Origin of the sequence: Myxococcus sp. NMCA1 (genome assembly GCF_026810205.1) — a bacterium.
In the GTDB taxonomy this organism is placed as follows: Bacteria; Myxococcota; Myxococcia; order Myxococcales; family Myxococcaceae; genus Myxococcus; species Myxococcus xanthus_A.
The window spans coordinates 2,355,133-2,379,546 of record NZ_CP113950.1; the positions used below are offsets into that span (position 1 = coordinate 2,355,133).

Sequence of the window (24,414 nt, forward strand, 5' to 3'; positions counted from 1 at the left end):
CGCGCGCGGGCACATGGGGCCGTCATCTCCCGCCCGCATCAGGGCAGCAGTCCCGTCTTGGCCTCCTTGGCGTAGCGCCCTCGCGGGAAGTCGTTGAGGTACCGGCGGTATTCGTCCTTGGCCCGGTGCGATTCGAGCTTCTCCTCGAAGCACCTCGCGCGCAGGTAGCGCGCCTGTTCGCGGTGGGCCGCCCTTGGGCTGCGCTGGGCAATCTCGTCCAGGCCAACCAGGAAGCTCTCGCACTTGCGCGAGTTCACCTTGAGCCGGGCGTAGCCCAGGAATCGCTCGTCGGCGTCCTTGGACACCAGCGCCATGGGAATCAACGGCTCGCGCTTCTTCGGTGATTGCTTCGCCACGGCCCCCGGAGGCGGCTGGGGCTCCGGCGTGGGCGACATGGGGACGTTCACCGACGGCACAGGGTAGGGCGCGAACTCGTGGTTCGGGTCCACGGGGGCCGGGGGCGCGGTCGGGGTACCTCCCGCGGCGGCCACGGGGGCCAGGGCATTCGCCGGTGGCGGTGCGGGCTCGGGCGCCGGGGCTTCCCCGATGGGCTCCTGCGGCGTGGGCGTCACCGCCGCCACCGCGCCCGGCGTCATGGGGGCGGGCGCGTCGGTCGGCTCGGGTTTCTGACGGGGGGCGGGCCGAGCGCTGATGGGGTGGGGCGGGCTCACGGGGACTTCGTCCACCGGGTCCCGGAGCTCCGCGATGGCCCGCAGGTCCGGCTTCGACATCTTCCGCGGGTTCAGCGTGTGCTTCGCCGCGTGCAGTTCCACGCGCTCACCAGGACCGACCAGCCGCGGCGGCTGGCCTGCCGCCTCGACGCGGACCTGCCCTTTCGCGACGGCCACGGCGGCGCCATCCTTCGTGCGCTCCACCGTGAAGACAGTGCCCACCACGGAGACGCGCAGGCCCGCCACTTCCACCAGGAAGCCTTGGCGCGCCGTGTGTGAGGCCTCGACGGACAGGCGTCCCTTGTTCACGGTGAGGTGCACATCGCGCGACTCCGCGCGGGACAGCTCCACCTCCGAGCCCGCCGACAGCCGAACGCGGCTCTCATCCGGCAGCCGAAGCAACGCACTGGAGCGCGCGGGCGTCCGCACCGCCACGCCTGAACGCAGCCGCATGCCGGGCTTGAGCGCGCGCTCCGTGCCTCCCGCCTCGCGCAGGATGGCCCCCGCGACGGCGACCCGTTCTGTCTCCGTGGTGGCGTCGAGCTTCTCCGCTGCATTCGAGGGTACAGATGGCTCGCTGCCGGCCGCGGCGTGAGCAGCAGACTCCGGAGCCGGGGGCACCGTGGGAACCGCGTCACCGCCGTTCGACGGAACGGAGACGCCGGACGCAGGCTCAGAGGGCGCATCCCCCCGAGCCACGAGCGCTCCGCCCTCATCCGTTGCCCGGGGAGCGCGGACCATCCAGAACGCCAGCATCGCCGCGCAGACACCCGCGAGCGCCACGGCCCACGGCCAGCGGGCCCTGGGCGCGCTGCGCACCATTCGCCGAGCCGCTTCCGCGCGAAGTCCTTCGCCCATGGCGTCCGTGCGCGGCGCGGGCATGGTGCCGCGGCCCTCGTGGAGGACGGCGCGGGACTGCCGCACCTGCTCCAGCGCCTGGGCACATTCGGAGCAGGTGGCGACGTGCGCCTCCACCCGGCCGCGCGCATCTGCGTCCAACTCGCCCGCGGCCAGGGCCCACAGGGAGAGGTGCTCATGGCGCGCCATGGAAACCTCCGGGGCGGTTGGCGCCGAGCAGCCGCTGCATGGCTTCGTTGAACTCCAGCCGCGCATGGTGGAGGCGGCTGCGGACGGTGTTGGGTGAGCTGCCTACGGCCTCGGCAATCTCGTCCGGGCTCATTCCACACAGCTCGTAGTACACGAAGACGATGCGCTTCTTTGGCTTCAGCCGCTCCAGCGCCAGCTCCACCAGCCGGGCCGCCTGACGCCGCGAGGCCACCCGCTCGGGGTCCTCTCCCTCCGCCGCAGCTTCCGGCAGCTCCCAGACGGAGTCCTCGGGCCGGCGTCGCTTCCAGCGCAGGTGGGACAGGGCCACGTTGGAGCACACGCGATAGAAGAAGGTCCGGAACCGGGACTCGCCCCGGTAGCTCTTCACGGCCGTCAGCAGCCGGAGATAGGCCTCCTGGAGCAGGTCCTCCACGTCCACGCGGTTGCCGACCAGGTGCCACAAGGTGCGCGAGGCATCCGCCTGCGTGAGCGCATAGAGCTGTTCGAATGCCGTCAGGTCGCCCTCCTGGATGCGCCGGACCAGTGCCTGGAGCCGCACCTCGTCCTGGGCGGGAACACCGGACACGTCGCGTCCCTTTCGCCCCTCGGGGAGGTGGGTGACGTGCGCGAATGAGCGGGCTCCACGCAGGAACACCAGGGGTTCTCCCTCAAGGGGTGGTCGTCGTGGTCCGGCGCGATGCGAGCCCGGCCCGGTGACCGACTGAAAGGTCCAGGCCACTACATACCTCCATGGCCATGGGTCTCCGGAAAGACGAAAGCCGATCAAATAAATTTTTTGATCATCCGTCTGCGCTACGGAGTCCATCGCTGCTGAAACCGGAAAACACCCCCGGTGGCCGGACCGGTACCCCTGAGTTCTCGGAGTCCCCACTCATGCGGAACACCCCCATACGTAGCCTCATGTGGCTGCCGTTGCTCGCCGTTCTCGCCGTCCTCCCGGGCTGCATCGTCCATGGAGAGGATGACTGGTACGACGACTACGACGACGACATCTGCTACTGCTCCTCCGACAGGGATTGCAGCACAGGTGAGAGCTGCCGCAGCGGCGTCTGTCGGACCGTTCCACCTGGCTCGGGCGAATGTTCCTCCTCCCTGGACTGCCCCGGGTCCCAGATCTGCATCAACAGCGTCTGCTCGCAGTTCTGCTCGCGTGACTCCGACTGCGGTTCGGGCCAGCGGTGCGACGACCACTACTGCGTTGGGAACGGCGGGACGCGCCCGGACGCGGGTTCCGATGGCGGGACGCGCCCGGATTCGGGGACGGACGGCGGGACGCGCCCGGATTCAGGGACGGACGGCGGGACACGTCCGGACGCTGGCTCCGACGGCGGGACGCGCCCGGATGCGGGCGTGGACGGGGGTTCTCCTCAGCAGTGCCGGGTGAACGTGGATTGCGGTGCGGGGAACTACTGCATCAACAACCAGTGCATCCGCGGCTGCTATGACGATTCCTGGTGCGACGCCACGGACACCTGCGTGAGCGGCCTGTGCCGTCCGCGCCCGGTGGACCCGAACACCTGCTCCACCGCGGCGGACTGCACCGGCGGGAAGGACTGCGTGGATGGCCAGTGCCGCGCGGCTTGCGACTCCACCACCCAGTGCCCGGACGACTTCAGCTGCCAGATTGGCTACTGCATGCCCATCCCGGACGGGGGCCAGTGCCGCGCCAACTGCGAGTGCCCCGCCGGCCAGGTCTGCTTCAATGGCAAGTGCAAGGCGCCGCACCCGGACCCGGGCCAGACGTGCGTGGCCAACTGCGACTGCCCCTCGGGTGACGTCTGCACCAACGGCTACTGCCGTCCGCCGGCCCCGCCGCCGGACGCGGGCACGGGCCCGGCCTGCCAGGCCAACTGCGACTGCCCGTCGGGCCAGGTCTGCTCCAATGGCCAGTGCAAGGTGCCTCCTCCTCCTCCGGTGCAGGATGCCGGGACGTCCACCCCGGTGTGCCGCGCCAACTGCGAGTGCCCGTCCGGTCAGGCCTGCACGGACGGCGTCTGCAAGCCCGTCAACACGGGCAGCGGCAACAGCTGCCAGGCCAACTGCGAGTGCCCCGCCGGCGAGCGCTGCATCGACAGCGTCTGCTGGCTGTAGTCGGGACGGACGCCAGCGTCAGGGAGCCACCATGCGCCAGCAGCGGTGGATCTCCTTGCGCTGGAAGTCCTCGGGGATGGAGCGAGGGGTGATTTCCTCCACCTCCATCCCCCGCGTGGCCTTCGGTTCCAACTGGAACCCCAGGAAGTTGTTGGAGAAGTAGAGGACGCCACCGGGTGCGAGCAGCGCCCGGATGGCGGCCAGCAGGCGCGGGTGGTCGCGCTGCACGTTGAAGCTGCCCGACATCTTCTTCGACGTGGAGAAGGACGGCGGGTCGCACACCACCAGGTCATACCGCTCTGGCGCGTCGGCCTGGGCCTCCACCCAGGCCTTGGCATCCGCGCGCACCAGCGTGTGCCGCGCGTTGGCCAGGCCGTTGAGGTCCAGGTTGTCCTCGGCCCAGTCCAGGTAGGTGTTGGACAGGTCCACCGTCATCGTGCTCGCGGCGCCTCCAGCGGCGGCGTAGACGGTGAAAGCCCCGGTGTACGCGAAGAGGTTGAGGAAGCGCTTGCCCCGGGCCTCCTCCCGCACGCGCGCGCGGGTGTTGCGGTGGTCCATGAAGAGGCCGGTGTCCAGGTAGTCGCCCAGGTTCACCCAGAACTTCAGGCCCTGCTCCTCCACGACGATGCGCCCGCTGTCCTGGCCCACCCGGCCGTACTGCGAGCGGCCCCAGGGCTGGGGCGTGTGCGTCTTCACGAAGATGCGCTCGGGGGGAACGGCCAGCACCTGCGTCACCGCGGCCAGGACTTCCTCCCGCTGCGTGTCCGCGGCACCTGAGGCGATGGCGCGCCGGCGGGGATATTCCACGACGTGGGCGCAGTCGCCGTAGACGTCGATGGCGTACGGGTACTCGGGGATGTCCCTGTCGTAGACGCGGAAGGCCGTCAGCCCCTGCGTCCGGGCCCACTTCCGGAAGCGCTTGTCCCCCTTGCGCAGGCGGTTGGCGAACATGCCCTCGGGGCCGGTTGCGTCGTGAGAGCCATGCGTACCTTGTGTGTCAGCCATGCCCAAGCGTCCTTCCGTCCAGACCACTGCGGCCCCCCTCATCCCTGAGTCTCCGACGTACGACAAGCTCCGAAAGGCGGCCGCGGGATGTCAGGCCTGCCCGCTGTGGCGCACGGGCACCCAGACTGTCTTTGGCGAGCCTGAGGGCCAGCCGCGCCCCGGCCCCCGGGTGATGCTGGTGGGGGAGCAGCCGGGAGACCAGGAGGACCGGGCCGGCAGGCCCTTCGTGGGTCCCTCCGGGCGACTGCTGGACGAGTCGCTGGAGGCCGCCGGCATCGACCGCGCGCAGGTGTACGTCACCAATACGGTGAAGCACTTCAAGTGGACCGGCCAGGGGCCCCGGCGCATCCACGCGAAGCCGACCACGACGGAGATTCGCGCCTGCCTGCCGTGGCTGGAGGCGGAGATTCGCGTGTTCCGCCCGGATGTCCTCGTCTGCCTGGGGGCCACCGCGGCACAGGCGCTGCTGGGCAAGGCGTTCCGGGTGACGCAGTCGCGTGGGCAGCCGATGGCGTCGGAATGGGCGCGGGTGGTGGTGGCCACGGTGCACCCGTCCTCCATCCTCCGCGCGTCGGACCCTCGGGCGAGGGAGGCCGCGCTGGAGGCCTTCGTGGACGACTTGCGCCAGGTGGCGCGCATCATCCACGGCCTGTCTGAAGGGGAGGGCGTGCACGCGCCCATGTGAGGAAGCACCGCGGCGGGATTGCGGTCCGGACGCGAGGGAAGAAGACTCCGCCGCCATGAGCGTGCGCGTCGAGAAGAACGGCCCCGTCACCACCGTCATCCTGGACCGCCCGGAGGTACGCAACGCCGTGGATGGCGCCACCGCCCAGGCGCTGGCGGAGGCCTTCCGCGCCTTCGACGCGGACCCGGACGCGCGGGTGGGCGTGCTCCATGGAGAAGGGGGCACCTTCTGCGCCGGGGCGGACCTGAAGGCCGTCTCCGAGGGCCGGTTGCCCCGCCTGGAGCTGGACGGAGATGGCCCCATGGGCCCTTCGCGCATGGTGCTGTCGAAGCCCGTCATCGCGTCTGTTGGCGGCCATGCCGTGGCGGGCGGATTGGAGCTGGCGCTGTGGTGTGATTTGCGCGTGGCCGAGGAGGACGCCGTCCTGGGCGTCTTCTGCCGCCGCTGGGGCGTGCCCCTCATCGATGGGGGGACGGTGCGGCTGCCCCGGCTCATCGGCCTGTCGCGGGCCCTGGACCTCATCCTCACGGGCCGGGCCGTGTCCGCCCAGGAGGCACTGGCCATGGGGCTGGTCAACCGCGTGGTGCCCCGGGGGCAGGCGCGCGAGGCCGCCGAGGCCCTGGCGCGCGAGGTGGCCGCCTTCCCGCAGGCGTGCATGAACGCGGACCGGCGCTCCGCCTACACCCAGGCGGGGCTGGGCACCGAGGACGCACTGCGTCAGGAGTTCGCCCGCGGCGTCAAGGTGCTAGAGTCGGAGTCCATTGTCGGCGCCACGCGTTTTGCCCAGGGGGCAGGGCGTCACGGGAAGTTCGAATAGGCGGGTCCTGCTGCGCGGCCGGGAGGGACTGTGTTAGTTCCCCCGGCATGCGCTTCGACACGCTTGCCATTCACGCCGGTCAGGAGCCGGACCCCACCACGGGCGCCATCATGACGCCCGTCTACCTGACTTCCACCTACGTCCAGGACGGCCCCGGAGAGCACAAGGGCTACGAGTACAGCCGGACGCAGAACCCCACCCGCAAGGCGCTCCAGGACTGTCTGGCCGCGCTGGAGGGAGCGAAGTACGGCGCGGCCTTCGCCTCCGGCTTGGCGGGCACGGACATGCTGATGCACATGCTGGATTCGGGCGACCACGTGGTCGTCTCGGACGATGTGTACGGCGGCACCTTCCGCCTCTTCGACAAGGTGTTCCGGCGGGCCGGGCTGCACTTCTCCTTCGTGGACCTGTCCAAGCCGGAGAACTTCGAGGCGGCGATTACGCCGAAGACGAAGATGGTGTGGGTGGAGTCCCCCACCAACCCGATGCTCAAGCTCATCGACCTGGCGCGCATCGCCGAGGTCGCCAAGAAGCGGAACATCCTCTCCGTCGCCGACAACACGTTCATGACGCCGTACTTCCAGCGCCCGCTGGACCTCGGCTTCGACGTGGTGGCGCACTCCACCACCAAGTACATCAACGGCCACAGCGACGTGGTGGGCGGCTTCGTCTGCACCAGCCGCGAGGACGTGGCTGAGCGGATGTACTTCCTCCAGAACGCGGTGGGCGGCGTGTCCGGCGCCTTCGACAGCTTCATGGTGCTGCGCGGCGTGAAGACGCTGCACGTGCGCATGGACCGCCACGCCTCCAACGCGATGAAGGTGGCGCAGTTCCTGGCGTCCCACCCGAAGGTGAAGAAGGTCACCTACCCGGGCCTGGAGTCGCACCCGCAGCACGCGCTCGCCAAGCAGCAGATGACGGGCTTTGGCGGCATGGTGACGTTCGACATCCAGGGCGGCCTGGAGGCGGCCCGCACCTTCCTGAAGACGGTGAAGGTGTTCGCCTGCGCCGAGTCGCTCGGCGGCGTCGAGTCCCTCATCGAGCACCCGGCCATCATGACCCACGCCTCCATCCCCAAGGAGACGCGCGAGCAGCTGGGCATCACCGACGGCTTCATCCGCCTGTCGGTGGGCATCGAGGACGCGCGGGACCTGGTGGACGACCTGGCGCAGGCGCTCGACGCCGCGAAGTAGCCGTCAGGGCCTCGTGCCCCGTTGCCCAGGGCCTCCCCGCGCTTCTCCTTTGTGGAAGCGCGCGGAGGCCCTTGTCATGCCGTCGTCCGGGCTGGAGGCGGCGTGCTGATTTGCTAGGCTGCCCGCTCAGGCAGTGTCCGCCCCTGGAGACCGACCCCCATGACCCGAGAAGAAGCGCAGATGCTGGCGCAGGCGTTCCTCGCCGCCAACGGCACCCCCAACAGCGTCGGCATCAACCCGCAGGGCTTCGGCGGCGTCGCCCTGGGCGATGCCCAGCTCTACTTCGAGTGGCACGACAAGGAGCAGGCGCTGGAGTGCAGCGCCCTCATCCACCGGTTCCGGGACACCCCCAAGCCGGGCATCCTGGAGGGCTTCCAGGACGAGCAGAAGAAGGGCACCGACACCGGCGGCGGCACCGTGGACTTCGAGCCGGAGAACAAGTCCCTGTTCCTCAGCCGCACCTACACCACGGCGCCGCAGATCCCCATCTTCAACGACGACATGAAGCGGCTGATGAAGGCCAGCCTCGAGTGGAGCAGCACCGTCCTGAACCGGGTGGCGGACCGCGTCTTCGGACGCTGATCCTTTGCCGCAGTGCGGCAAAGTGAGGGGCGCCGCAACTTCCAAGACCCTGGGGCGATAATTCCCTCACTAGCAGTCCACTCCTTCCAAACCGTCTGGAGCCCCCCATGAACCCCATCGAGCGCGGCCGGAAACTCATCAACACGGTCCGTACCGGTGCCGAGAAGGCCATTGACCGTACGCAGGACGCCGTGGGTAACGCCGTCGACAACGTGAAGGGCGCCGCAGTTTCCGGTGGCCGCAAGGTCGGCCAGTTCGTGGACGGCTTCGAGAACGCCGTCTCCGGCACCGCCCGGGGCGTGGGCAACGTCGTCGGCGGCGCCGCGCGGGGCGTGCAGGAGTTCTTCGGCGGCGGCAACCAGCCGGACCGCGTGCACGACGGCAAGTTGCTGGGCGCGAACGGCGCGACGTTCCCGCCGGGTACCCCGCTGGCGGACATCCCGGGCGTGACGCCGGCCAACAACCCGAACCCGCAGTCGACGGTTCTCTACGTCAACGGCATCCTGACGACGAAGGAGGCCCAGTCCGAGAGCCTGCAGGCCATCGCCAACGCGACGGGCTCGCGCGTCGTCGGCATCCACAACGCCACCGAGGGCATGGGCGCGGACCTGGCCCAGTCCGTGAAGGACAAGCTGGACAAGGGTACCAACCCCGCCGTGGACACCCTGGCGGACGCGCTCTACACCGAAATCAAGGCCGGCCGTGACGTGCACCTGATGGCGCACAGCCAGGGGGGGCTCGTCTCCAGCCGCGCGCTGAACGACGTGTACAACCGGCTGCGCATCGAAGATGGGATGTCCAAGCAGGACGCCAAGGCGCTGATGGGGAAGATCAACGTGGAGACGTTCGGCGGCGCCGCCGCCACGTACCCGGACGGCCCGAACTACGTGCACTACGTGAACCGTGGCGACCCGGTCCCCAGCATGTTCGGCCTGGGCCCCATCCCGGACAAGTGGAACCCCATCGCGGACGGTGGCAAGGGCTCCAAGGTCCACCAGTTCAACGAGTTCCACCTGAACCCGTTCGACGGCCACAGTTTCGAGGACGTCTACCTCAAGAACCGCGTGCCGTTCGACCAGGCCCGCGAAGGCAACTTCGACAAGTAACCCATGGCTACCGCTCCCCGCAGTGGCCTCGCTGGCCTGCTCAGGTCCTGGATTTCGGGCCTGGGCCCCGCTGCTCAGGCGGATACGCCGCTGACGAGGGAGTCTGCCCAGCGACTGGTCCAGGGCTTCCTCCATGAAGAGGGCACGCCGCCCAGCCCGGGCATCAATCCCCAGGGCTTCGGCGGGCTCTCCGCGGGGGGCGCGTCGCTCTACTTCGAGTGGTTGGAGGACACCCAGGCGCTGAAGTGCAGCGCCTTGGTGTACCGCTTCCGCGAGCCGCCCAAGCCCGGCGTCATCGAGGGCTTCCAGGCGGAGGAGCGGGAGGGCACGGATGCCGGTGGCGGCACCGTGGACTACGAGCGGGAGAACCGGGGCCTCTACCTGGCCCGGACGTACACCCGCATGCCGTCCGAGCGCGCCTTCGCCAAGGAGATGCGCCGGCTGATGAAGGTCAGCATCAAGTGGAACTCCGAGGTGTTGGATCGCGTCGCTTCGCGCGTGTTCCACCCGGAGGAACTGGAATCCAAGGACACGTCGCGTTGAAGTAGCGCCCATGCGCTACTTCGAGGACTTCCAGCCCGGGGACGTGAGCGAACACGGCCCCCACGTGGTGTCGCGCGAGGAAATCATCGCCTTCGCGACGCAGTTCGATCCGCAGCCCTTCCACCTGAGCGATGAAGCCGCCCGCGACAGCATCTTCGGCGGGCTGGTGGCCAGCGGTTGGCACACCGCTTCCCTGTGTCACCGGCTGTTGGTGGACAGCTTCCTGGGGCAGACGTCCAGCCTGGGCTCGCCCGGCTTGGATGAGCTGCGCTGGCTCAAGCCCGTGCGTCCGGGGGACACGTTGCACGTGCGCGTGGAGGTCGTCTCCACCACGCCGTCGCGCAGCAAACCGGACCGGGGCGCCATCAAGCTCCGCATGGAGGTGCGCAACCAGAAGGACGAGGTGGTGATGACGGAGTTGGCCAACGTGCTCTTCGGCCGGCGTCCCTGAACACGAAGGGCCTCCCGTTTCCACTGGGGAAACGTGGAGGCCCTCGGTGCTTCCCGGGCGCAAGTGCGCCGGGGACTACGCCGCCGTGCGGTGCAGGTAGTCGATGAGGTCGATCTTGGTGACGATGCCGACCACCTTCTCGCCGTCCTTCACCACCGCCACGTTGTCCTGAGCGAAGACTTCGCGCAGGCGGGCGATGCTGGTGTCGAGCGACAGCGCGCCCTGCAGCGGCGCGATGATGCTGTCGATGCTGTCGGAGAACTTCGCCTTGCCGGCGACCAGCGCGTTGAGCAGGTCGTACTCGTGCACCATTCCCACCGTGCGGCCGTCGTCGCCCACCACCGGCATCTGGCTGATGCCGTGGCCGCGCATCGTCTCGACCACCTGGTCGACCTTGTCACCGCGGCGCGCCGTCTTCACGTCCTTGCGCTTGTCGCCCAGGATGTCACGGATGGTGCCGGCGCCCTTCTCCTCCAGGAAGCCGTTGTCGCGCATCCACTCGTCCGAGTGGAACTTGCTGATGTAGCTGCTGCCCGAGTCCGGGAGCACGACGACAATCGTCTTGCCCTTGCCGACTTCCTTGGCCAACTGCACCGCGACGTGAATCGCCGCGCCCGAGGAGCCGCCGGCGAAGATGCCTTCCTCACGCGCCAGGCGGCGCGCGGCGATGAAGCACTGGCGGTCATCGACCTGGCGCACGTCGTCCAGGTTCGTGAAGTCCATGGCGCCGCACAGCATGTCCTCGCCGATGCCTTCCACCTTGTAGACGTGCGGCTCGGTCAGCTTGCCCGTCTTGAAGTAGCCCTCGTAGACGGAGCCCTCCGGGTCCACGCCCACGTTCTTGAGGCCGGGAATCTTCTCCTTCAGGAACTTGCCGGCGCCGCTCATGGTGCCGCCGGTGCCCAGGCCTGCGACGAAGTAGTCGAACTTGCCCTCGGTCTGCTCGTAGATCTCAGGACCGGTGGTGTTGTAGTGCGCCTCGATGTTGTCGGGGTTGTGGTACTGGTTCAGCATGAACGCGCCCGGCGTTTCGCGGTGCAGGCGCTTGGCCGTCTCGTAGTAGCTGCGCGGGTCCTCAGCCGGCACGTTCGTCGGCGTCACCACCACCTGCGCGCCCAGCGCCTTGAGGCGGTTGATCTTCTCCAGGGACATCTTGTCCGGCATGGTGAAGATGCACTTGTAGCCCTTGACCGCCGCGGCCAGCGCCACGCCCATGCCGGTGTTGCCGGACGTGTTCTCGACGATGGTGCCGCCGGGCTTGAGCTTCCCCTCCCGCTCGGCCTTCTCGAGGATGTAGAGCGCCATGCGGTCCTTGATGGACGCGCCCGGGTTCATGAACTCGCACTTGACCAGCACGGTCGCGTCGTTCGGCCCGACGAGCTTGTTGAGCTTGACCAGCGGCGTGTTGCCAATGGCGGTGAGGATGTTCTCGTGGATGTCCATCGCGGCTTCCGTAAGTTAATGAGGGTTCGCGGCGCGTCTTATATGCCGCCGCACTGGCCCGGTCGACAGCGTGTGGCCTCTTGCGACCCTGGAGAGCGTTGAACCCACCCCGGCGGGCAGGGAGTTCCGACGCACCCGGACGAGGGGGGAGGATGGCTGGCCGCCCGTCGGGTTGGCGACAGCCCGGGGGGCGTCCGGCCATCCGCCCGGCCAGGCCTTTGACCCGGATGGGCGCGCCTCCGATACTCGTGTGCGACTTGCGTCAACCCCCTCCGGAGAACCCCGTCGATATGGAACTCGAGGCCGCCCTGCGCGACCAGGTGGGACAGGCCATTGGCCGTCCCGTTCCCAACGCCCCCATCACGAAGCTGAAGGGCGAGGCGAGCAGCCGCTCGTACTACCGCGTTGGCGCGCCGCCCGAGAGCTGGGTGGTGATGGTGATGCCGCCCGACTCGACGAAGAAGAGCGACGAGGCCACCAAGGGCGAGCCGCCCAAGGAGCTGCCCTTCGTCAACGTGCACCGCTACCTGGAGAAGCTGGGTGTGCGCGTGCCAGGCATCCTCCGCTACGACGAGCCGGCGGGGATGATGGTGATTGAAGATTTAAGTGACATCACCTTCGAGTCCGCGCTGGAGGGCGGCAAGCACCATGAGGCGCTCTACAGCCGCGCCGTGGACCTGCTGGCGCGCCTGCGCGCGGCGGCGGAGAAGGCGGAGGACCCGGACTGCCTGGCCTTCACCCGCGCCTTCGACGAGGACCTCTACGACTGGGAGCTGCACCACTTCCGTGAGTGGGGCCTGGAGGCGTGGAGTGGCAAGACGCCCACCGACGCCGAGCGCGCCGAACTGGACGCCACCTTCCGCGACATCGCCCGGCAGCTGGCCGCCGCGCCTCGTGGCTTCACCCACCGCGACTACCAGAGCCGCAACATCATGGTGAAGGAGGGCGAGCTGGTCGTCATCGACTTCCAGGACGCGCTCCAGGGCCCGCGCCAGTACGACCTGGTGGCGCTCTTGCGCGACAGCTACGTGGAGCTGGACCGCGACTTCGTGGACGCGATGCTGGACCGCTACATCGCCACCTTCCAGGAGGTGAGCGGCGAGCGCATCGACGCGGCGTCCTTCAAGGCCTTCTTCGACTTGCTCACCATCCAGCGCAAGCTGAAGGACGCGGGCCGCTTCGAGTTCATCCACCGCGTGAAGGGCAACCCGGGCTTCCTGGTGTCCATCCCCGCGTCGCTGCGCTACGTGCGTGAGGGCTTCGCGCGGCGGCCGGAGCTGCGCAAGCTGCAGGACCTGGTGGCGAAGTACGTCCCGGAGCTGGCGGCCTGAGATGAAGGCCATGGTCCTCTGCGCGGGCCTGGGCACGCGCCTGCGCCCGCTCACCGAACGCTGGCCCAAGCCGGCGATGCCGTTTCTGGGGCAGCCGCTGCTGCGCTACCACCTGGCGGTGCTGAAGGCCGCGGGCGTGACGGCGGTGGGCATCAACACCCACCACCTGCCGGACACCATGGAGGCCGTGGCCCGCGCCGAGTGCGCCCGCGCGGGGCTGCCGCTGCACGTGGTCAACGAGCCCGTCATCCAGGGCACCGGCGGCGGCATCCGCGGCCTGCGGGACTTCCTGTCGGACGGCGACTTCATCGTCTTCAACGGCGACATCCTCTACCCGGTGGACCTGCGGCCGGTGGTGGCCGTGCACCAGGCGTCCGGCGCGCTGGCCACCATGGTGCTGCAGCCCATGCCAGCGGGGGAGACGTACGCCGCGGTGGAGCTGGACGCGGAGGGCCGCGTGCGCCGCATCGCCGGCCACGGCCCCGGCGGTGAAGGCCTGTCGCCGTGGCACTTCACCGGTGTGCACGTGATGTCGCCGCGCGTCTTCGACTTCATGTCGCCGCAAGGTGAGGAGGACATCAACCGCGGCGTCTATGTCCGCGCCATGGAGGCGGGGCAGACGGTGCGCGGCGTGCGGGTGGACGGGTACTGGTCCGACCTGGGCACGCCGTCGCGCTACCTCTCCACCGTGCAGGACGTTCTCGCCGGGCGCGTGCGGCTGGAGTGGCTGGGCGCGGACTCACCGCTGGCGGGGACCGCGCGCGGCGCGAGTGGCACCTGGGCGCACGCGGAGGCCCGCCTGGACGGCACGGCGGAGGGCCCGGTGTACCTGGGACGGGGCAGCGCGGTGGCTGCCGGAGCCACCGTGGGGCCGGGCGTGTCGCTGGAGCCGGGCGCGAAGGTGGCTTCGGGGGCGCGGCTCTCGCGAGCCACCGTCTTCGAAGACACCGAGGTGTCCTCCGGGGAGTCGCTCTCCGAGGTGCTCGCCTGGGGCGCGCACCGGATTGCCGCGCCGCTGAAGGGGCGCTGAGCGCCGCCGCTCAGGCGGCGTGGTAGCGGGCCAGCACGCAGGTGACGTTGTCGTTGCCGCCCGCGGCGTTGGCCATGTCGATGAGCTGCGAGCAGGCCTTCTCCAGCTCCGGCGTGCGCTGCAGGATTTCCTGCATCTGCGCGTCCGTCACCATGCCGCTCAGGCCGTCCGAGCAGAGCAGGAAGACGTCGTCTTCCTGCGGCTCCACGCGGGAGACATCCACCTGGACGTTCTCCTTCATACCCAGCGCGCGGACGATGACGTTCTTGTGGGGGAAGTTCTCGATTTCCTCCGGCGAGAGCTTCTTCGCCTTGAGGTAGTCGTTGAGCAGGGAGTGGTCCTCTGTCACCTGCTTCAGGGCGCCGCCGCGGAAGTAGTAGACGCGGCTGTCACCGACGTGGCCCACGTAGACGGCGCTCTGGGAGAAGTGCACCGTGACGATGGTGGTGCCCATGCCCTTGTACTTGGACTCGGAGCAGGCCTTCTCGAAGATGCGCGCGTTGGCGAGCTTGATGCCGGTGGCGAGCCGGTTCTCGTCATAGTTGCGCGACTTGTCCATCTTGAAGGGCCAGGTGGAGTCCTGGTCCTTGGACGTGAGCTTGTAGAACTCGCCGAGCTCGTCCACCGCGATGCGGCTGGCGATTTCTCCAGACGAGTGGCCGCCCATGCCATCCGCCACGCAGAAGAGAAACTCTTCCGGGAGCATCAGGAAGTTGTCCTCGTTGTGATTCCGCTTCATCCCAACGTGGGTGCTGCCAGCTACCTCGATGCGCATGCGCGAGAACTCTTCTAAAGGGGCGAGAAAACGTGGCGCCGGAGGTTAACAAAGCGCTCGGAAATCGGTCAAAACTCGTGCATCCCGGCCTGACAGGCAGGGGCACTTCGGGCAGGGCCTCAAGGAACCGGCTCGAAGCTCAGCACATCGCCTTCCTGGGTGCCGCTGGCCGCCAGGACACCCGCGGGAAGCTCCAGGACCGAGCGTGACTGGAAATACACGGATGTCGCACGCCAGGGCGGCAAGGCGGGCATCTGCTTGACGATGCGGCCCTGGGCGTCCAGGAACAGCACGTCAATGGGGATGCGCATGAAGAAAGTGTGGATGGAGTTGCAAGGGACGATATGGAGCCCCTCGCCCACCTCCAGCGAGCGGCGCCCCATGAGTCCCTTGAACCGTTGGAGGAACGAGGTGGCCTTGTCGGCCCGGTCCGCCAGCAGCCGTTGCCGCGTCTCGTTGTTCACCTTCCAGCGCATGTAGCGCCTTCTACCCCATGCTCGAGCCCCTGGCGCGTCCTCTCCACCTGGTCCTCGTTTCTCCCCAGATTCCCCCCAACACCGGCAACGTCGCCCGCCTGTGCGCGGTGACCGGTTGCCGGCTCATCCTGGTGGAGCCCCTGGGCTTCTCCATTGACGACCGGCAGCTCAAGCGGGCGGGGCTGGACTACTGGGACAAGGTATTTCTCCGCCTGTATCCAACCTACGCGGCCTATGTGGCGGACTACCCGGAGGCCCGGCGGTGGCTGTTCTCGGCCAGGGCTGAGACATCCCTGTATGAGGCCCGGTTCGAGGAGGGGGACCACCTGGTGTTCGGCTCGGAGGTGTCCGGGCTGGCGCCGGAGGTGATGGAGGGGGGCACGGGGACGGCCGTCACCATTCCCATGATGGAGGACCGCCGGAGCCTGAACCTGTCCACGTCGGTGGGAATCGGGACCTATGAGGCTCTGCGACAGGTCCGTTTCACCGGAGCGGGCAGGCAAGCACCCCCGGCAAGTTGAGGGGCCGTGTAGAGGGATTACACTGCGGCGACGCATGACCCCGTCGCAGGCCGCCGAAGCGCTCTATTCCGCCCACAAGTCCCGAGCCACCGGGAGGCTCACGCTTTCCTCGGGAGGGCGCGAGTCCCAGCTGTGGCTGCGTGAGGGGAACCTCGTGGGGACGCAGCTGGGCTTTGGGTTCCAGAGCCCGGCGCAGGCCCTGCTCCAGTCGGGGATGCTGGATGCGGAGGCGCTGGACACGCTGTGGGCGCGGGGTGGGGCGGGGGCTCCGGACGAGGAGACGCTGGAGGAATTCAACCTGGTGCCGGACGTGGTGGCGGAGCAGCAGGTGCTCGCGCATGTCCGGCGGTTGAGTGCGCTGGCGGAGCAGGCCGCGTTCGAGCCGGGGACGGTGGAGGCGGAGGGGTTTCAGCCCATCGCGGGCGTGCGGGTGGTGCGCGCGGCGCTGGAGGGGCCGATTCATGGCGGCGCCGCGGCGCGAGTGTTCCGGTGTGAGGATGTCGAGGCCTGTGGGCCGTGGCTCGCGGATGCTTCGGAGCGGGTGTTCCTGGAGACGTTGGCGGAGTTCCGTGAACCGGAGTCGCTGACGCCCGCGCAGGAAGCGCTGCTGCTCGTGCTGGAGCGCGAGGGCTGGGTGCAGGCGCTCTCCGTGGAGGACTGGGAGGAGCGCGAGCGGGTTCGACAGGAGGAGGAAGAGGCTCGGCAGCGGGCGGAGGAGGACGCGCGGCTCGAAGAGGAGCGGCTGCGGGCGGAGGAGGCTCGGCTTGAGGCGGAGCGGCTTGCCGAGGAGGCGCGGCTCGCGGAGGAGGCTCGGCTCGAGGCGGAGCGCCTGGCGGAAGAAGCTCGACTCGCTGAGGCGGCTCGGCTCGAAGAAGCGCGCCTGGCGGAAGAGGCGCGGCTCGCCGAAGAAGCGCGCCTGGCGGAAGAGGCGCGGCTGGCGGAAGAAGCGCGGCTCGAAGAAGAGCGTCGCGTGGCCGAAGAGGCTCGCCGCGCGGAAGAGGCCCGTCTCGCAGAGGTAGCTCGGCTTGAGGCGGAGCGCCTTGCTGAAGAGGAACGGCGTCTCGCGGAAGAGGCGCGGCTCGAGGAGGAGCGGCGTCTCGCGGAGGAGGCGCGGCTCGAGGAGGAGGCGCGTCTTGCCGAAGAGGCTCGGCTTGAGGCGGAGCGCCTGGCCGAAGAGGCGCGGCTCGCCGAAGAAGCTCGCCTCGCAGAAGAGGCTCGGCTCGAAGAGGAGCGCCGCCTCGCGGAAGAGGCTCGGCTCGCAGAAGAGGCTCGGCTCGCAGAAGAGGCTCGGCTCGCAGAAGAGGCTCGGCTCGCAGAAGAGGCCCGCGTAGCCGAAGAAGCTCGGCTGGCTGAAGAGGCTCGGCTCGCGGAAGAGGCCCGGTTGGCGGAAGAAGCGCGGCTCGAAGAAGAGCGCCGCCTGGCGGAAGAGGCGCGGCTTGAAGAAGAACGCCGCCTTGAAGAAGAGCTTCGTCTGGCGGATGAGGCTCGCCGCGCAGAAGAGGCCCGGCTGGCAGAGGAAGCTCGACTCGCTGAGGCGGCTCGGCTCGAAGAAGCGCGCCTGGCGGAAGAGGCGCGGCTGGCGGAAGAAGCGCGGCTCGAAGAAGAGCGTCGCGTGGCCGAAGAGGCTCGCCGCGCGGAAGAGGCCCGTCTCGCAGAGGTAGCTCGGCTTGAGGCGGAGCGCCTTGCTGAAGAGGAACGGCGTCTCGCGGAAGAGGCGCGGCTCGAGGAGGAGCGGCGTCTCGCGGAGGAGGCGCGGCTCGAGGAGGAGGCGCGTCTTGCCGAAGAGGCTCGGCTTGAGGCGGAGCGCCTGGCCGAAGAGGCGCGGCTCGCCGAAGAAGCCCGCCTCGCGGAAGAGGCTCGGCTCGCAGAAGAGGCTCGGCTCGCAGAAGAGGCCCGCGTAGCCGAAGAAGCTCGGCTCGCAGAAGAGGCTCGGCTCGCAGAAGAGGCTCGGCTCGCAGAAGAGGCTCGGCTCGCAGAAGAGGCCCGCGTAGCCGAAGAAGCTCGGCTCGCAGAAGAGGCTCGGCTCGCAGAAGAGGCCCGCGTAGCCGAAGAAGCTCGGCTGGCTGAAGAGGCTCGGCTCGCGGAAGAGGCTCGGCTCGCGGAAGAGGCCCGGCTGGCTGAAGAGGCGCGTCACCTCGCAGAAGAGGCCCGCCTCGCAGAAGAGGCCCGGCTTGAAGAGGAGCATCGCCTCGCGGAGGAGGCGCGACTTGCTGAGGAGGCGCGGCTCGAAGAAGAGCGTCGTCTGGCGGAAGAGGCCCGGCTAGAGGCGGAGCGCCTGGCGGAGGAAGCGCGTCTGGCAGAAGCGGCTCTTCTTGAGGCTGCGCGCCTCGCTGAAGAAGCTCGCCTAGCTGAAGAGGCTCGCCTCGCCGAAGAAGCTCGTCTGGCTGAAGAGGCTCGGCTCGCTGAAGAAGCCCGGCTCGCTGAAGAAGCGCGCTTGGCGGAAGAGGCTCGGCTTGAAGCCGAACGTGTTGCAGAAGAATCGCGCTTGGCGGAAGAGGCTCGGCTCGAAGAGGAGGCCCGGCTCGCTGAAGAAGCCCGCTTGGCGGAAGAGGCGCGCCTCGAAGAAGAACGCCGCCTCGCCGAAGAGCGTCGTCTGGCGGAGGAGGCTCGGCTCGCGGAAGAGGTCCGTCTCGCCGAAGAAGCTCGGGCTGAAGAAGAACGCCGCCTCGCCGAAGAGGCTCGGTTGGCGGAAGAGTCGCGGCTCGCAGAAGCGGCTCGTGTAGCCGAAGAAGCTCGGCTGGCGGAAGAGGCTCGACTCGAAGAAGAGCGTCGTCTGGCGGAAGAGGCTCGCCTGGCTGACGAGGCGGCGCGTCTCGCTGAAGAGGCTCGGCTCGAAGAAGAGCGTCGCTTGGCTGAAGAGGCCCATCTCGCTGAAGAGGCTCGGCTGGCTGAAGAGGCTCGGCTGGCTGAAGAGGCCCGGCTCGCTGAAGAAGCCCGTCTCGCCGAGGAAGTTCGGCTCGCGGAAGAGGCCCGCCTCGAAGAAGAGCGTCGTTTAGCGGAGGAGGCTCGGCTGGCGGAAGAGGCCCGCCTCGAAGAAGAGCGTCGTCTGGCGGAGGAGGCTCGGCTGGCGGAAGAGGCCCGCCTCGCCGAAGAGCGTCGTCTGGCGGAAGAGGCTCGTCTCGAAGAGGAGCGCCGCCTCGAAGAAGAGGCCCGTCTCGCCGAAGAAGCGCGCCTCGAAGAAGAGGCCCGTCTCGCCGAAGAAGCGCGCCTCGAAGAAGAGGCCCGCATCGCGGAAGAAGCTCGCCTCGAAGAAGAGCGCCGCCTGGCGGAAGAGGCGCAGCGTGTGGAGGCCGCTCGGCTCGAGGCAGAACGCCTGGCGGAAGAGGCGGAGCGGCTTGCGGAGGAGGCCCGTCTCGCGGAAGAGGCTCGGCTCGAGGCGGAACGCCGTGCCGAAGAAGCCCGCCTCATCGAGGAGCGCCGTCTCGCGGAGTCCGCCCGCCTTGCGAGAGAGGCCCGCCGCGCGGAGGAGATCTGGGCCGCGGAGGAGGCCCGTCTCGCCGAGGTCGCACGCGTCGAGGCAGAAGCCCGCCAGGCCGAAGAAGCCCGCCAGGCCGAAGAACTGCGCCTGGAGGTCGAACGCCGCCGCGCCGATGCCGTCCGTCGCGGCAAGGAAGCTCGCGCCGCCGAGCAGGCCCGTCAGGCAGACGAACCCCGTCCCACCGAAGACTCCACGCAGTCCGCCTCCATCCCCGAACTCGCGGCCGCGGACGTCGAGGCCCTCACGCTTGATGTGGGCGACATCCTGCTCACCGAGCTTCCCGCTCAGCCTTCCGAGGCGGATTCCTGGGCCGGCTCCGTCCAGGACGCCGGTGCATCCGACCTGGACCTGGCCGCTCTGCCCGAAAGCGCGGACGCCCTGCGTGTCGCCCGGCAGAAGGCCCAGGCCGAGCTCCTCCACGACATGGAGGAGGCCCTGCGCCGCTCGAAGTCCCAGCCGCTCGAGCCCTGGCTCGCGGACGAGCCGCCCCAGCCGACACCGCCCACCCGGACGCACGACCGTGTCCCGGTCCAGGACGAGCAGTGGCACACCGAGGCCATCTCCCTCAGCGCTGCGTCCGACACCGAGTCGGAACTCCCGCTGCTGGAAGTCGAACCCGAGCCCGAACTCTGGGCCGTGGCCGAGCCACTGCCCGCGCCCGCGGCCCGCCCCGCCGCCGCGGGCGAACCTCCGGTCCTCACGCCTGTCGCCGAAGACGACGCGGACATCCTGCTGGAGGCGACCCCCGACGAGGAGGACGACGCCAGCTGGGCCACCCAACCGTCCGCGCCCGCGCTGCGCCCGGCCGCACCCAAGTCAGGGGACGAGGACCTTTGGCGCATCGTCGCCTTCGACAAGGACGAAGGCGCCGACACCCTGACAGCGTCGTTCGAGGCCGCGCTCCTCCAGGTCGATACGCACCTGGAGTCGCTCGTCCGCTCGGATGTCAATCAGGCGAACGTCGATTTCGACGAGCCTCCTGTCGAGGCCATTGTCGAGGCGACCATCGAACCGGTAGCACCGGATTCATCGGGGGCCTTCCCCGGTGACAACTCATGGCCAACTGGCCAGACTGACTGGGACGAGCCGTCCGGAGACCTGGACGACTGGGACTTTGACGAGGACGACGTGGCGGCAGATCCCTCCAACCCCGACGAGGCAGCAAAGCTCCGGCGGCAGCGTCTCTTGCGCCGCGCCATGGAGAACATGGGTGTCCTCGGTGGGCGCCCGACCGCCGCACCGGGCGCCACGCCCGCGCCCACGAGCGAACCCGCCGCCGCCCCGGCACCCGCGGCCTCCGAGCCTCCCCGGCCCGACGAGGCCCGCCTGGCCCAGCAGCTCGAGCAGCGCTTCGCGGACGTCCAGGCCAAGCGAGACCACTTCTACGTGCTCGGCGTTCCGCAGGACGCCACGCGCGACCAGGTGAAGACCGCCTTCCTCAACCTGGCCAAGATCTTCCATCCGGACCGCCTGCCGCCGTCGCTGCCCCACATGGCGCCGAAGATCACCGCCGTGTTCGAAGCCATCCGAGAGGCCTACGAGGTCCTCTACGACGACACCCGGCGCAAGACGTACCAGCAGAACCTCCAGGCCCAGCAGGCCCTGCCCAAGCCGCCCGCGTCCGCGCCGACCGCCCCGGTACTCCGCCCGCAGGGCCGCGCCGACAGCAACGCCGACGACCTCTACAAGATGGGCGAGGTCTTCTTCCGCAAGCGCGACTTCACCACGGCCTCCGACCACTACGACCGCGCCCACGCGCTGGACCCCAAGCCCCTGTACCTGTCCGCTCGGGCCTGGGCCATCTACATGGATCCGGCGCGCAAGGCGGACATGGCCAAGGCCAAGCAGATGATGGCGGACGCGGTGCGCGCCGATCCGAATTGTGATCGGGCGCACTACCAGCTCGGCGTCATTGCCCGGGTCGAAGGCGACATGGACCGCGCGGAGCGCTGCTTCCGCGAGGCCGTGCGCGCCAACCCCAAGCACCTGGAGGCCAACCAGGAGCTGCGGCTCATCGACATGCGCAAGAAGAACCCTCCGAAGAAGGGAGGCTTCTTCCGCTAACGCGGCAGGCCTCACACTGGGTACGGGTGCTTCAGCCCGGCCCGATTTGACTCTCCCCGCACCTGACTCGAGCCGCCTGTCCAGCAGGAGGCCAGCCAGGTTACCCACCGGCCCCAGCCATTGACACGCCTGGAAAGCGGGCAGGATGCTCCCGCGTCAGGCTCCCTGGGCCGTCTGCAGTGACGAAAGGCATGGAACGTGGCCAAGCAGCACCTGCTCCTGGTCGATGGTGACGCGAAGAGCCTCCGGGTCATGGAGGTCAGCCTGAAGAAGGCTGGCTTCTCCGTGACGACGGCCATTCACGGCAAGGATGCGCTCGAGAAGGTCCAGATCAGCCCTCCGGACCTCGTGCTCGCGGACACGAAGATGCCGGAGATGGACGGCTTCGAGCTGTGCAAGACGCTCAAGTCCGACGAGCGCTTCAAGTTCATCCCGTTCGTCTTCCTGACGAGTCAGAAGTCGGTCGAGTTCAAGGTGCGCGGCCTGGAGCTTGGCGGTGACGACTACCTGACCAAGCCGATCTACATCAAAGAGATCGTCACCCGCGTGAAGATGATCCTCCAGAAGGCGGAGAAGGAGAGGATCGAGAAGCGGGAGACGACGAAGGGTGGCTTCGCCGGCAGCCTCGCCGACATGGGCGTGGTGGACCTGGTGCAGACCTTCGAGATTGGCCGCAAGACGGGTCTCATCAACATCCAGGGCGAGCGCACCGGCACTGTCTACTTCAAGGACGGACGCGTCATCGACGCGGAGCTGGGACGGCTCAAGGGCGAGAACGCCTTCTACCGGATGCTGAACACCTTCGAGGGGCAGTTCGAGGTGCAGTTCAGCGCGCTGGACCGTCCGGAGCGCATCGAAATCTCCACGCAGGGCCTGCTGATGGAGGGCATGCGCCGCCTCGACGAGTGGGGCCGCATGCTCGAGCAGCTGCCGCCGCTCGAGACGGTGTTCGAGATCGACTACCACCAGCTCGCCGACCGCCTGTCGGAGATTCCGGACGAGGTGAACGGTCTCCTGAGGCTCTTCGACGGCAAGCGCGCGTTGAGCCGCGTGGTGGAGGACTCGGACTTCGAGGACCTGGCTGCGCTGGGCATCATCAGCAAGCTGTACTTCGAGGGCCTCATCCGCGAGCTGGGCAACGCGCCGCTGGAGCCGGTGCAGAGCAGCAAGCCTGGCATCGAGCAGTGGCTCAACACGGCGCCGCAGGCCAGCGCGACCGTGGAACCCGCGCCTCCCGCGCCGGAGAATCCGCCGCAGCCCGTTCCCGAAGCCGCCGTGCCCGAAGCGGCCCCCGAGCCCGTGGCCGCCGCGCCGGAGCCTTCCCCGCGGTCCATGCCGCAGAGCGTGCTCGCGCCTCCCGCGGGCGTGGAGGACGAGCCGGCCGCGCCGCCGCAGCCGACCGCCGCGCCTGCGCAGCCCGCCAACGTGGTCGTCTTCCACGCGCGGCCCAAGCGCTCGGACACGCCCGAGTACACGCCCGAAGTTCCGGCGGCCGAGCCGGTTCCGGAGGTCCCCGCGCAAGAGGGCTCGGCGTTCCTGGTCGAGCCGCCGCCGGCCCATCGCGCCGTGGAGCACGCGCGTCGCAGCCTGCTGCTGGACTGGAGCCGCGTGGACACCGAGGGCATCAGCGCGCCCACCACGTGGGGGCCCGGCTCTGGCTGGTCGCACTCGCCGCGGGCCCATGGCGCCTCCTCTTCCTCCGCCTTCGCCGTGAGCGCGCCCGCCTTCGAGCCCGTGCCCTCGCCGCGTGCGCCCATCTTCGGTGGCGCGGCCGTGGCACCCAATCCGTTCCCGCCCGTGCCCCCGCCGACGCCGGCACCGCCGTCATCCGAGGTGACGCTGGTGAGTGGCAGCGGCTACGTGACGCCGCCCATCCCGCCGGTGCAGGTCGATGCGGAGCTCGTGGCCGAAGAGGTTCCCGCCACGTCCCAGCGCGCGCTGCCGCCCTATCCGGGCCACGGCGTGCCCGAGCTGTCCGCCGAGCCGCCCACGCCCAGCGCGCCACTGGCCAGCACGGTCGAACCGTTTCTCGCATCCCCGGTATCGGCTCCGCCTGCCGTGGAGACGCAGCCCGCCGAGCCGGCCGCCACCGCGCTCGCGACGCCGGTCGATACCGCTCCAGTGCCGTCCTCGAAGCCCGTGGATGCCGCGTCCGTGACGCCCGAGGAGGCCGGCCCGGCTGCCTCCGCGAAGCCCACCGACGACGGAGTCGTCACGCCCGTGAAGTCAGCGGACGCCGCCCCTGTTGCGCCCGCGAAGCCCGCTTCTTCCGGACAGTCGGCCGAAAGGAAGCCGACGGCGGCCACGCACGCGAATGACGCAGGCGTGGCCAACGCGGGTCGTTCCAAGCGCACCGGGCTCATCATCGGCGCGGCGGTGGTCCTCATCGGAGCGGTCGCGGCCGTCGTCGCGGGGACGGGCAGCGGTCCGTCGCAAACGCCTCCGTCGAAGCCTCCCGTGGTGGAGACGAAGGCCCCCACGAACGGCGACGCCCAGCAGACGCCGCCCCCTGAGAAGGCGCCACCGCCCGAGGAGGCCACGGCCAAGGCTCCCGAGGCTCCGCCGGAGCCGCCCGCCGCTACGCCAGATGCGGGCGTGGCCATTGCCGAGGCGCCGAAGCCACCCGAGGCGACGCCCACCGAGACCACCACTCCGCCGGCGCCCGCCGTGGATCCGGAGGTCGAGTTCGCCACGCTGGTGAAGCAGGCGAGGGCGGCCGTCGTCAGTCAGCGGTTCCGGTCGGCGGCGGGAAGCTATCGCAAGGCGCTGGCGCTCAAGCCGACGGCCACGGAGGCGAAGGCGGGTCTGGGCATCGCGCTGGTGAACGGCTTCACCACGGACGGGGCCTACCGCGAGGCGGCCAAGCTGCTGCAGGAGGTCGTCAAGGAAGAGGCCTCCAACGCCCGTGCCTGGCTGTCGCTGGGCATGGCGCTACAGTTCACCGGGAAGAATTCCCAGGCGGCCGACGCCTACAAGCAGTACTTGTTGCTGGAACCGACGGGGTCTTCCGCCGAAGAGGTCCGCACGTTGCTCAGGGGGCTGGGCAACTGAGCGGGGGCGGTCCCACTTCCTTCATTGGCCCCC

Annotated in this window: 19 protein-coding genes; 13 read left to right on the forward strand and 6 right to left on the reverse strand. The window is 69.3% G+C overall.

Annotated features, from left to right (window positions below; all coding sequences use genetic code 11):
• Positions 1-38 precede the first annotated feature (38 nt).
• Together OZ403_RS10165 and OZ403_RS10170 are read right to left on the reverse strand one after the other, a co-directional pair.
• A complete protein-coding gene (locus OZ403_RS10165; RefSeq protein WP_268784053.1) occupies positions 39-1,718 on the reverse strand; it encodes a FecR domain-containing protein in 1,680 nt (559 codons plus the stop codon).
• Positions 1,705-2,373: an RNA polymerase sigma factor gene (locus tag OZ403_RS10170; RefSeq protein ID WP_268784054.1), complete on the reverse strand. Its 669-nt coding sequence runs from the start codon at positions 2,371-2,373 to the stop codon at positions 1,705-1,707. Before OZ403_RS10170 ends, OZ403_RS10165 begins: the two co-directional genes overlap by 14 nt.
• 239 nt (positions 2,374-2,612) lie before the next feature.
• Between OZ403_RS10170 and OZ403_RS10175 the strand changes: the two genes are divergently transcribed.
• The gene (locus tag OZ403_RS10175; RefSeq protein ID WP_268784055.1) at positions 2,613-3,830 is read left to right on the forward strand and encodes a DUF7107 domain-containing protein; all 1,218 of its coding nucleotides are present in this window, start codon (positions 2,613-2,615) and stop codon (positions 3,828-3,830) included.
• Between the two features lie 18 nt (positions 3,831-3,848).
• Here the strand turns inward: OZ403_RS10175 and OZ403_RS10180 are convergent, their stop codons facing one another.
• On the reverse strand, positions 3,849-4,835 hold the full coding sequence (locus tag OZ403_RS10180) for a class I SAM-dependent methyltransferase (protein ID WP_174258710.1): 987 nt from the start codon (positions 4,833-4,835) through the stop codon (positions 3,849-3,851).
• On the opposite strand from OZ403_RS10180, the gene OZ403_RS10185 reads away from it, so the two are divergent.
• The 7 genes from OZ403_RS10185 (at position 4,834) to OZ403_RS10215 (ending at position 10,212) form a co-directional block, all read left to right on the forward strand.
• Positions 4,834-5,520: a UdgX family uracil-DNA binding protein gene (locus OZ403_RS10185; protein WP_140789180.1), complete on the forward strand. Its 687-nt coding sequence runs from the start codon at positions 4,834-4,836 to the stop codon at positions 5,518-5,520. The genes OZ403_RS10180 and OZ403_RS10185 overlap by 2 nt on opposite strands.
• Positions 5,521-5,575: 55 nt before the next feature.
• Complete coding sequence (locus OZ403_RS10190; RefSeq protein WP_268784056.1) at positions 5,576-6,337, forward strand: crotonase/enoyl-CoA hydratase family protein; 762 nt, start codon at positions 5,576-5,578, stop codon at positions 6,335-6,337.
• Positions 6,338-6,384: 47 nt separating this feature from the next.
• Complete coding sequence (locus OZ403_RS10195) at positions 6,385-7,530, forward strand: cystathionine gamma-synthase (protein WP_140789184.1); 1,146 nt, start codon at positions 6,385-6,387, stop codon at positions 7,528-7,530.
• 159 nt (positions 7,531-7,689) lie between these two features.
• Positions 7,690-8,112 carry a hypothetical protein gene (locus tag OZ403_RS10200; protein WP_140789186.1) on the forward strand — a complete coding sequence of 141 codons (423 nt, stop codon included), beginning with the start codon at positions 7,690-7,692 and terminating at the stop codon, positions 8,110-8,112.
• A gap of 107 nt (positions 8,113-8,219) precedes the next feature.
• Entirely contained in the window at positions 8,220-9,218 is a 999-nt protein-coding gene (locus tag OZ403_RS10205) for a hypothetical protein (protein ID WP_140789188.1), read from the forward strand.
• 3 nt (positions 9,219-9,221) lie between these two features.
• Entirely contained in the window at positions 9,222-9,761 is a 540-nt protein-coding gene (locus OZ403_RS10210) for a hypothetical protein (protein WP_140789190.1), read from the forward strand.
• Between the two features lie 10 nt (positions 9,762-9,771).
• Positions 9,772-10,212: a MaoC family dehydratase gene (locus tag OZ403_RS10215; protein ID WP_268784057.1), complete on the forward strand. Its 441-nt coding sequence runs from the start codon at positions 9,772-9,774 to the stop codon at positions 10,210-10,212.
• A 75-nt stretch (positions 10,213-10,287) separates the two neighbouring features.
• Here OZ403_RS10215 and OZ403_RS10220 read toward each other — a convergent pair whose 3' ends face one another.
• Positions 10,288-11,655 carry a pyridoxal-phosphate dependent enzyme gene (locus tag OZ403_RS10220; protein ID WP_140789192.1) on the reverse strand — a complete coding sequence of 456 codons (1,368 nt, stop codon included), beginning with the start codon at positions 11,653-11,655 and terminating at the stop codon, positions 10,288-10,290.
• Between the two features lie 290 nt (positions 11,656-11,945).
• Here OZ403_RS10220 and OZ403_RS10225 point away from each other — a divergent pair, with 290 nt between their 5' ends.
• The gene (locus OZ403_RS10225; RefSeq protein ID WP_140797756.1) at positions 11,946-12,986 is read left to right on the forward strand and encodes an aminoglycoside phosphotransferase family protein; all 1,041 of its coding nucleotides are present in this window, start codon (positions 11,946-11,948) and stop codon (positions 12,984-12,986) included.
• Position 12,987: 1 nt separating this feature from the next.
• Entirely contained in the window at positions 12,988-14,016 is a 1,029-nt protein-coding gene (locus OZ403_RS10230) for a nucleotidyltransferase family protein (protein WP_268784058.1), read from the forward strand.
• A 10-nt stretch (positions 14,017-14,026) separates the two neighbouring features.
• On the opposite strand, the gene OZ403_RS10235 is transcribed toward OZ403_RS10230, so the two are convergent.
• Positions 14,027-14,791: a Stp1/IreP family PP2C-type Ser/Thr phosphatase gene (locus OZ403_RS10235; protein WP_140853578.1), complete on the reverse strand. Its 765-nt coding sequence runs from the start codon at positions 14,789-14,791 to the stop codon at positions 14,027-14,029.
• 119 nt (positions 14,792-14,910) lie between these two features.
• Entirely contained in the window at positions 14,911-15,267 is a 357-nt protein-coding gene (locus tag OZ403_RS10240; RefSeq protein ID WP_140789200.1) for a DUF192 domain-containing protein, read from the reverse strand.
• A 17-nt stretch (positions 15,268-15,284) separates the two neighbouring features.
• Between OZ403_RS10240 and OZ403_RS10245 the strand changes: the two genes are divergently transcribed.
• From OZ403_RS10245 to OZ403_RS10255, 3 genes are all read left to right on the forward strand, one after another.
• Complete coding sequence (locus OZ403_RS10245; protein ID WP_140789202.1) at positions 15,285-15,788, forward strand: tRNA (cytidine(34)-2'-O)-methyltransferase; 504 nt, start codon at positions 15,285-15,287, stop codon at positions 15,786-15,788.
• A gap of 34 nt (positions 15,789-15,822) precedes the next feature.
• Entirely contained in the window at positions 15,823-21,330 is a 5,508-nt protein-coding gene (locus OZ403_RS10250) for a J domain-containing protein (RefSeq protein WP_268784059.1), read from the forward strand.
• Between the two features lie 198 nt (positions 21,331-21,528).
• Positions 21,529-24,381: a response regulator gene (locus tag OZ403_RS10255; protein ID WP_268784060.1), complete on the forward strand. Its 2,853-nt coding sequence runs from the start codon at positions 21,529-21,531 to the stop codon at positions 24,379-24,381.
• Positions 24,382-24,414: the final 33 nt, after the last annotated feature.

Coding starts and splice junctions, on each gene's coding strand:
- OZ403_RS10200 (WP_140789186.1), top strand. CDS start 7,690: ATGACCCGAGAAGAAGCGCAGATGCTGGCGCAGGCGTTCCTCGCCGCC.
- OZ403_RS10215 (WP_268784057.1), top strand. CDS start 9,772: ATGCGCTACTTCGAGGACTTCCAGCCCGGGGACGTGAGCGAACACGGC.
- OZ403_RS10195 (WP_140789184.1), top strand. CDS start 6,385: ATGCGCTTCGACACGCTTGCCATTCACGCCGGTCAGGAGCCGGACCCC.
- OZ403_RS10250 (WP_268784059.1), top strand. CDS start 15,823: ATGACCCCGTCGCAGGCCGCCGAAGCGCTCTATTCCGCCCACAAGTCC.
- OZ403_RS10165 (WP_268784053.1), bottom strand. CDS start 1,718: ATGGCGCGCCATGAGCACCTCTCCCTGTGGGCCCTGGCCGCGGGCGAG.
- OZ403_RS10230 (WP_268784058.1), top strand. CDS start 12,988: ATGAAGGCCATGGTCCTCTGCGCGGGCCTGGGCACGCGCCTGCGCCCG.
- OZ403_RS10235 (WP_140853578.1), bottom strand. CDS start 14,791: ATGCGCATCGAGGTAGCTGGCAGCACCCACGTTGGGATGAAGCGGAAT.
- OZ403_RS10220 (WP_140789192.1), bottom strand. CDS start 11,655: ATGGACATCCACGAGAACATCCTCACCGCCATTGGCAACACGCCGCTG.
- OZ403_RS10240 (WP_140789200.1), bottom strand. CDS start 15,267: ATGCGCTGGAAGGTGAACAACGAGACGCGGCAACGGCTGCTGGCGGAC.
- OZ403_RS10190 (WP_268784056.1), top strand. CDS start 5,576: ATGAGCGTGCGCGTCGAGAAGAACGGCCCCGTCACCACCGTCATCCTG.
- OZ403_RS10180 (WP_174258710.1), bottom strand. CDS start 4,835: ATGGCTGACACACAAGGTACGCATGGCTCTCACGACGCAACCGGCCCC.
- OZ403_RS10175 (WP_268784055.1), top strand. CDS start 2,613: ATGCGGAACACCCCCATACGTAGCCTCATGTGGCTGCCGTTGCTCGCC.
- OZ403_RS10205 (WP_140789188.1), top strand. CDS start 8,220: ATGAACCCCATCGAGCGCGGCCGGAAACTCATCAACACGGTCCGTACC.
- OZ403_RS10245 (WP_140789202.1), top strand. CDS start 15,285: ATGCTCGAGCCCCTGGCGCGTCCTCTCCACCTGGTCCTCGTTTCTCCC.
- OZ403_RS10210 (WP_140789190.1), top strand. CDS start 9,222: ATGGCTACCGCTCCCCGCAGTGGCCTCGCTGGCCTGCTCAGGTCCTGG.
- OZ403_RS10225 (WP_140797756.1), top strand. CDS start 11,946: ATGGAACTCGAGGCCGCCCTGCGCGACCAGGTGGGACAGGCCATTGGC.
- OZ403_RS10185 (WP_140789180.1), top strand. CDS start 4,834: ATGCCCAAGCGTCCTTCCGTCCAGACCACTGCGGCCCCCCTCATCCCT.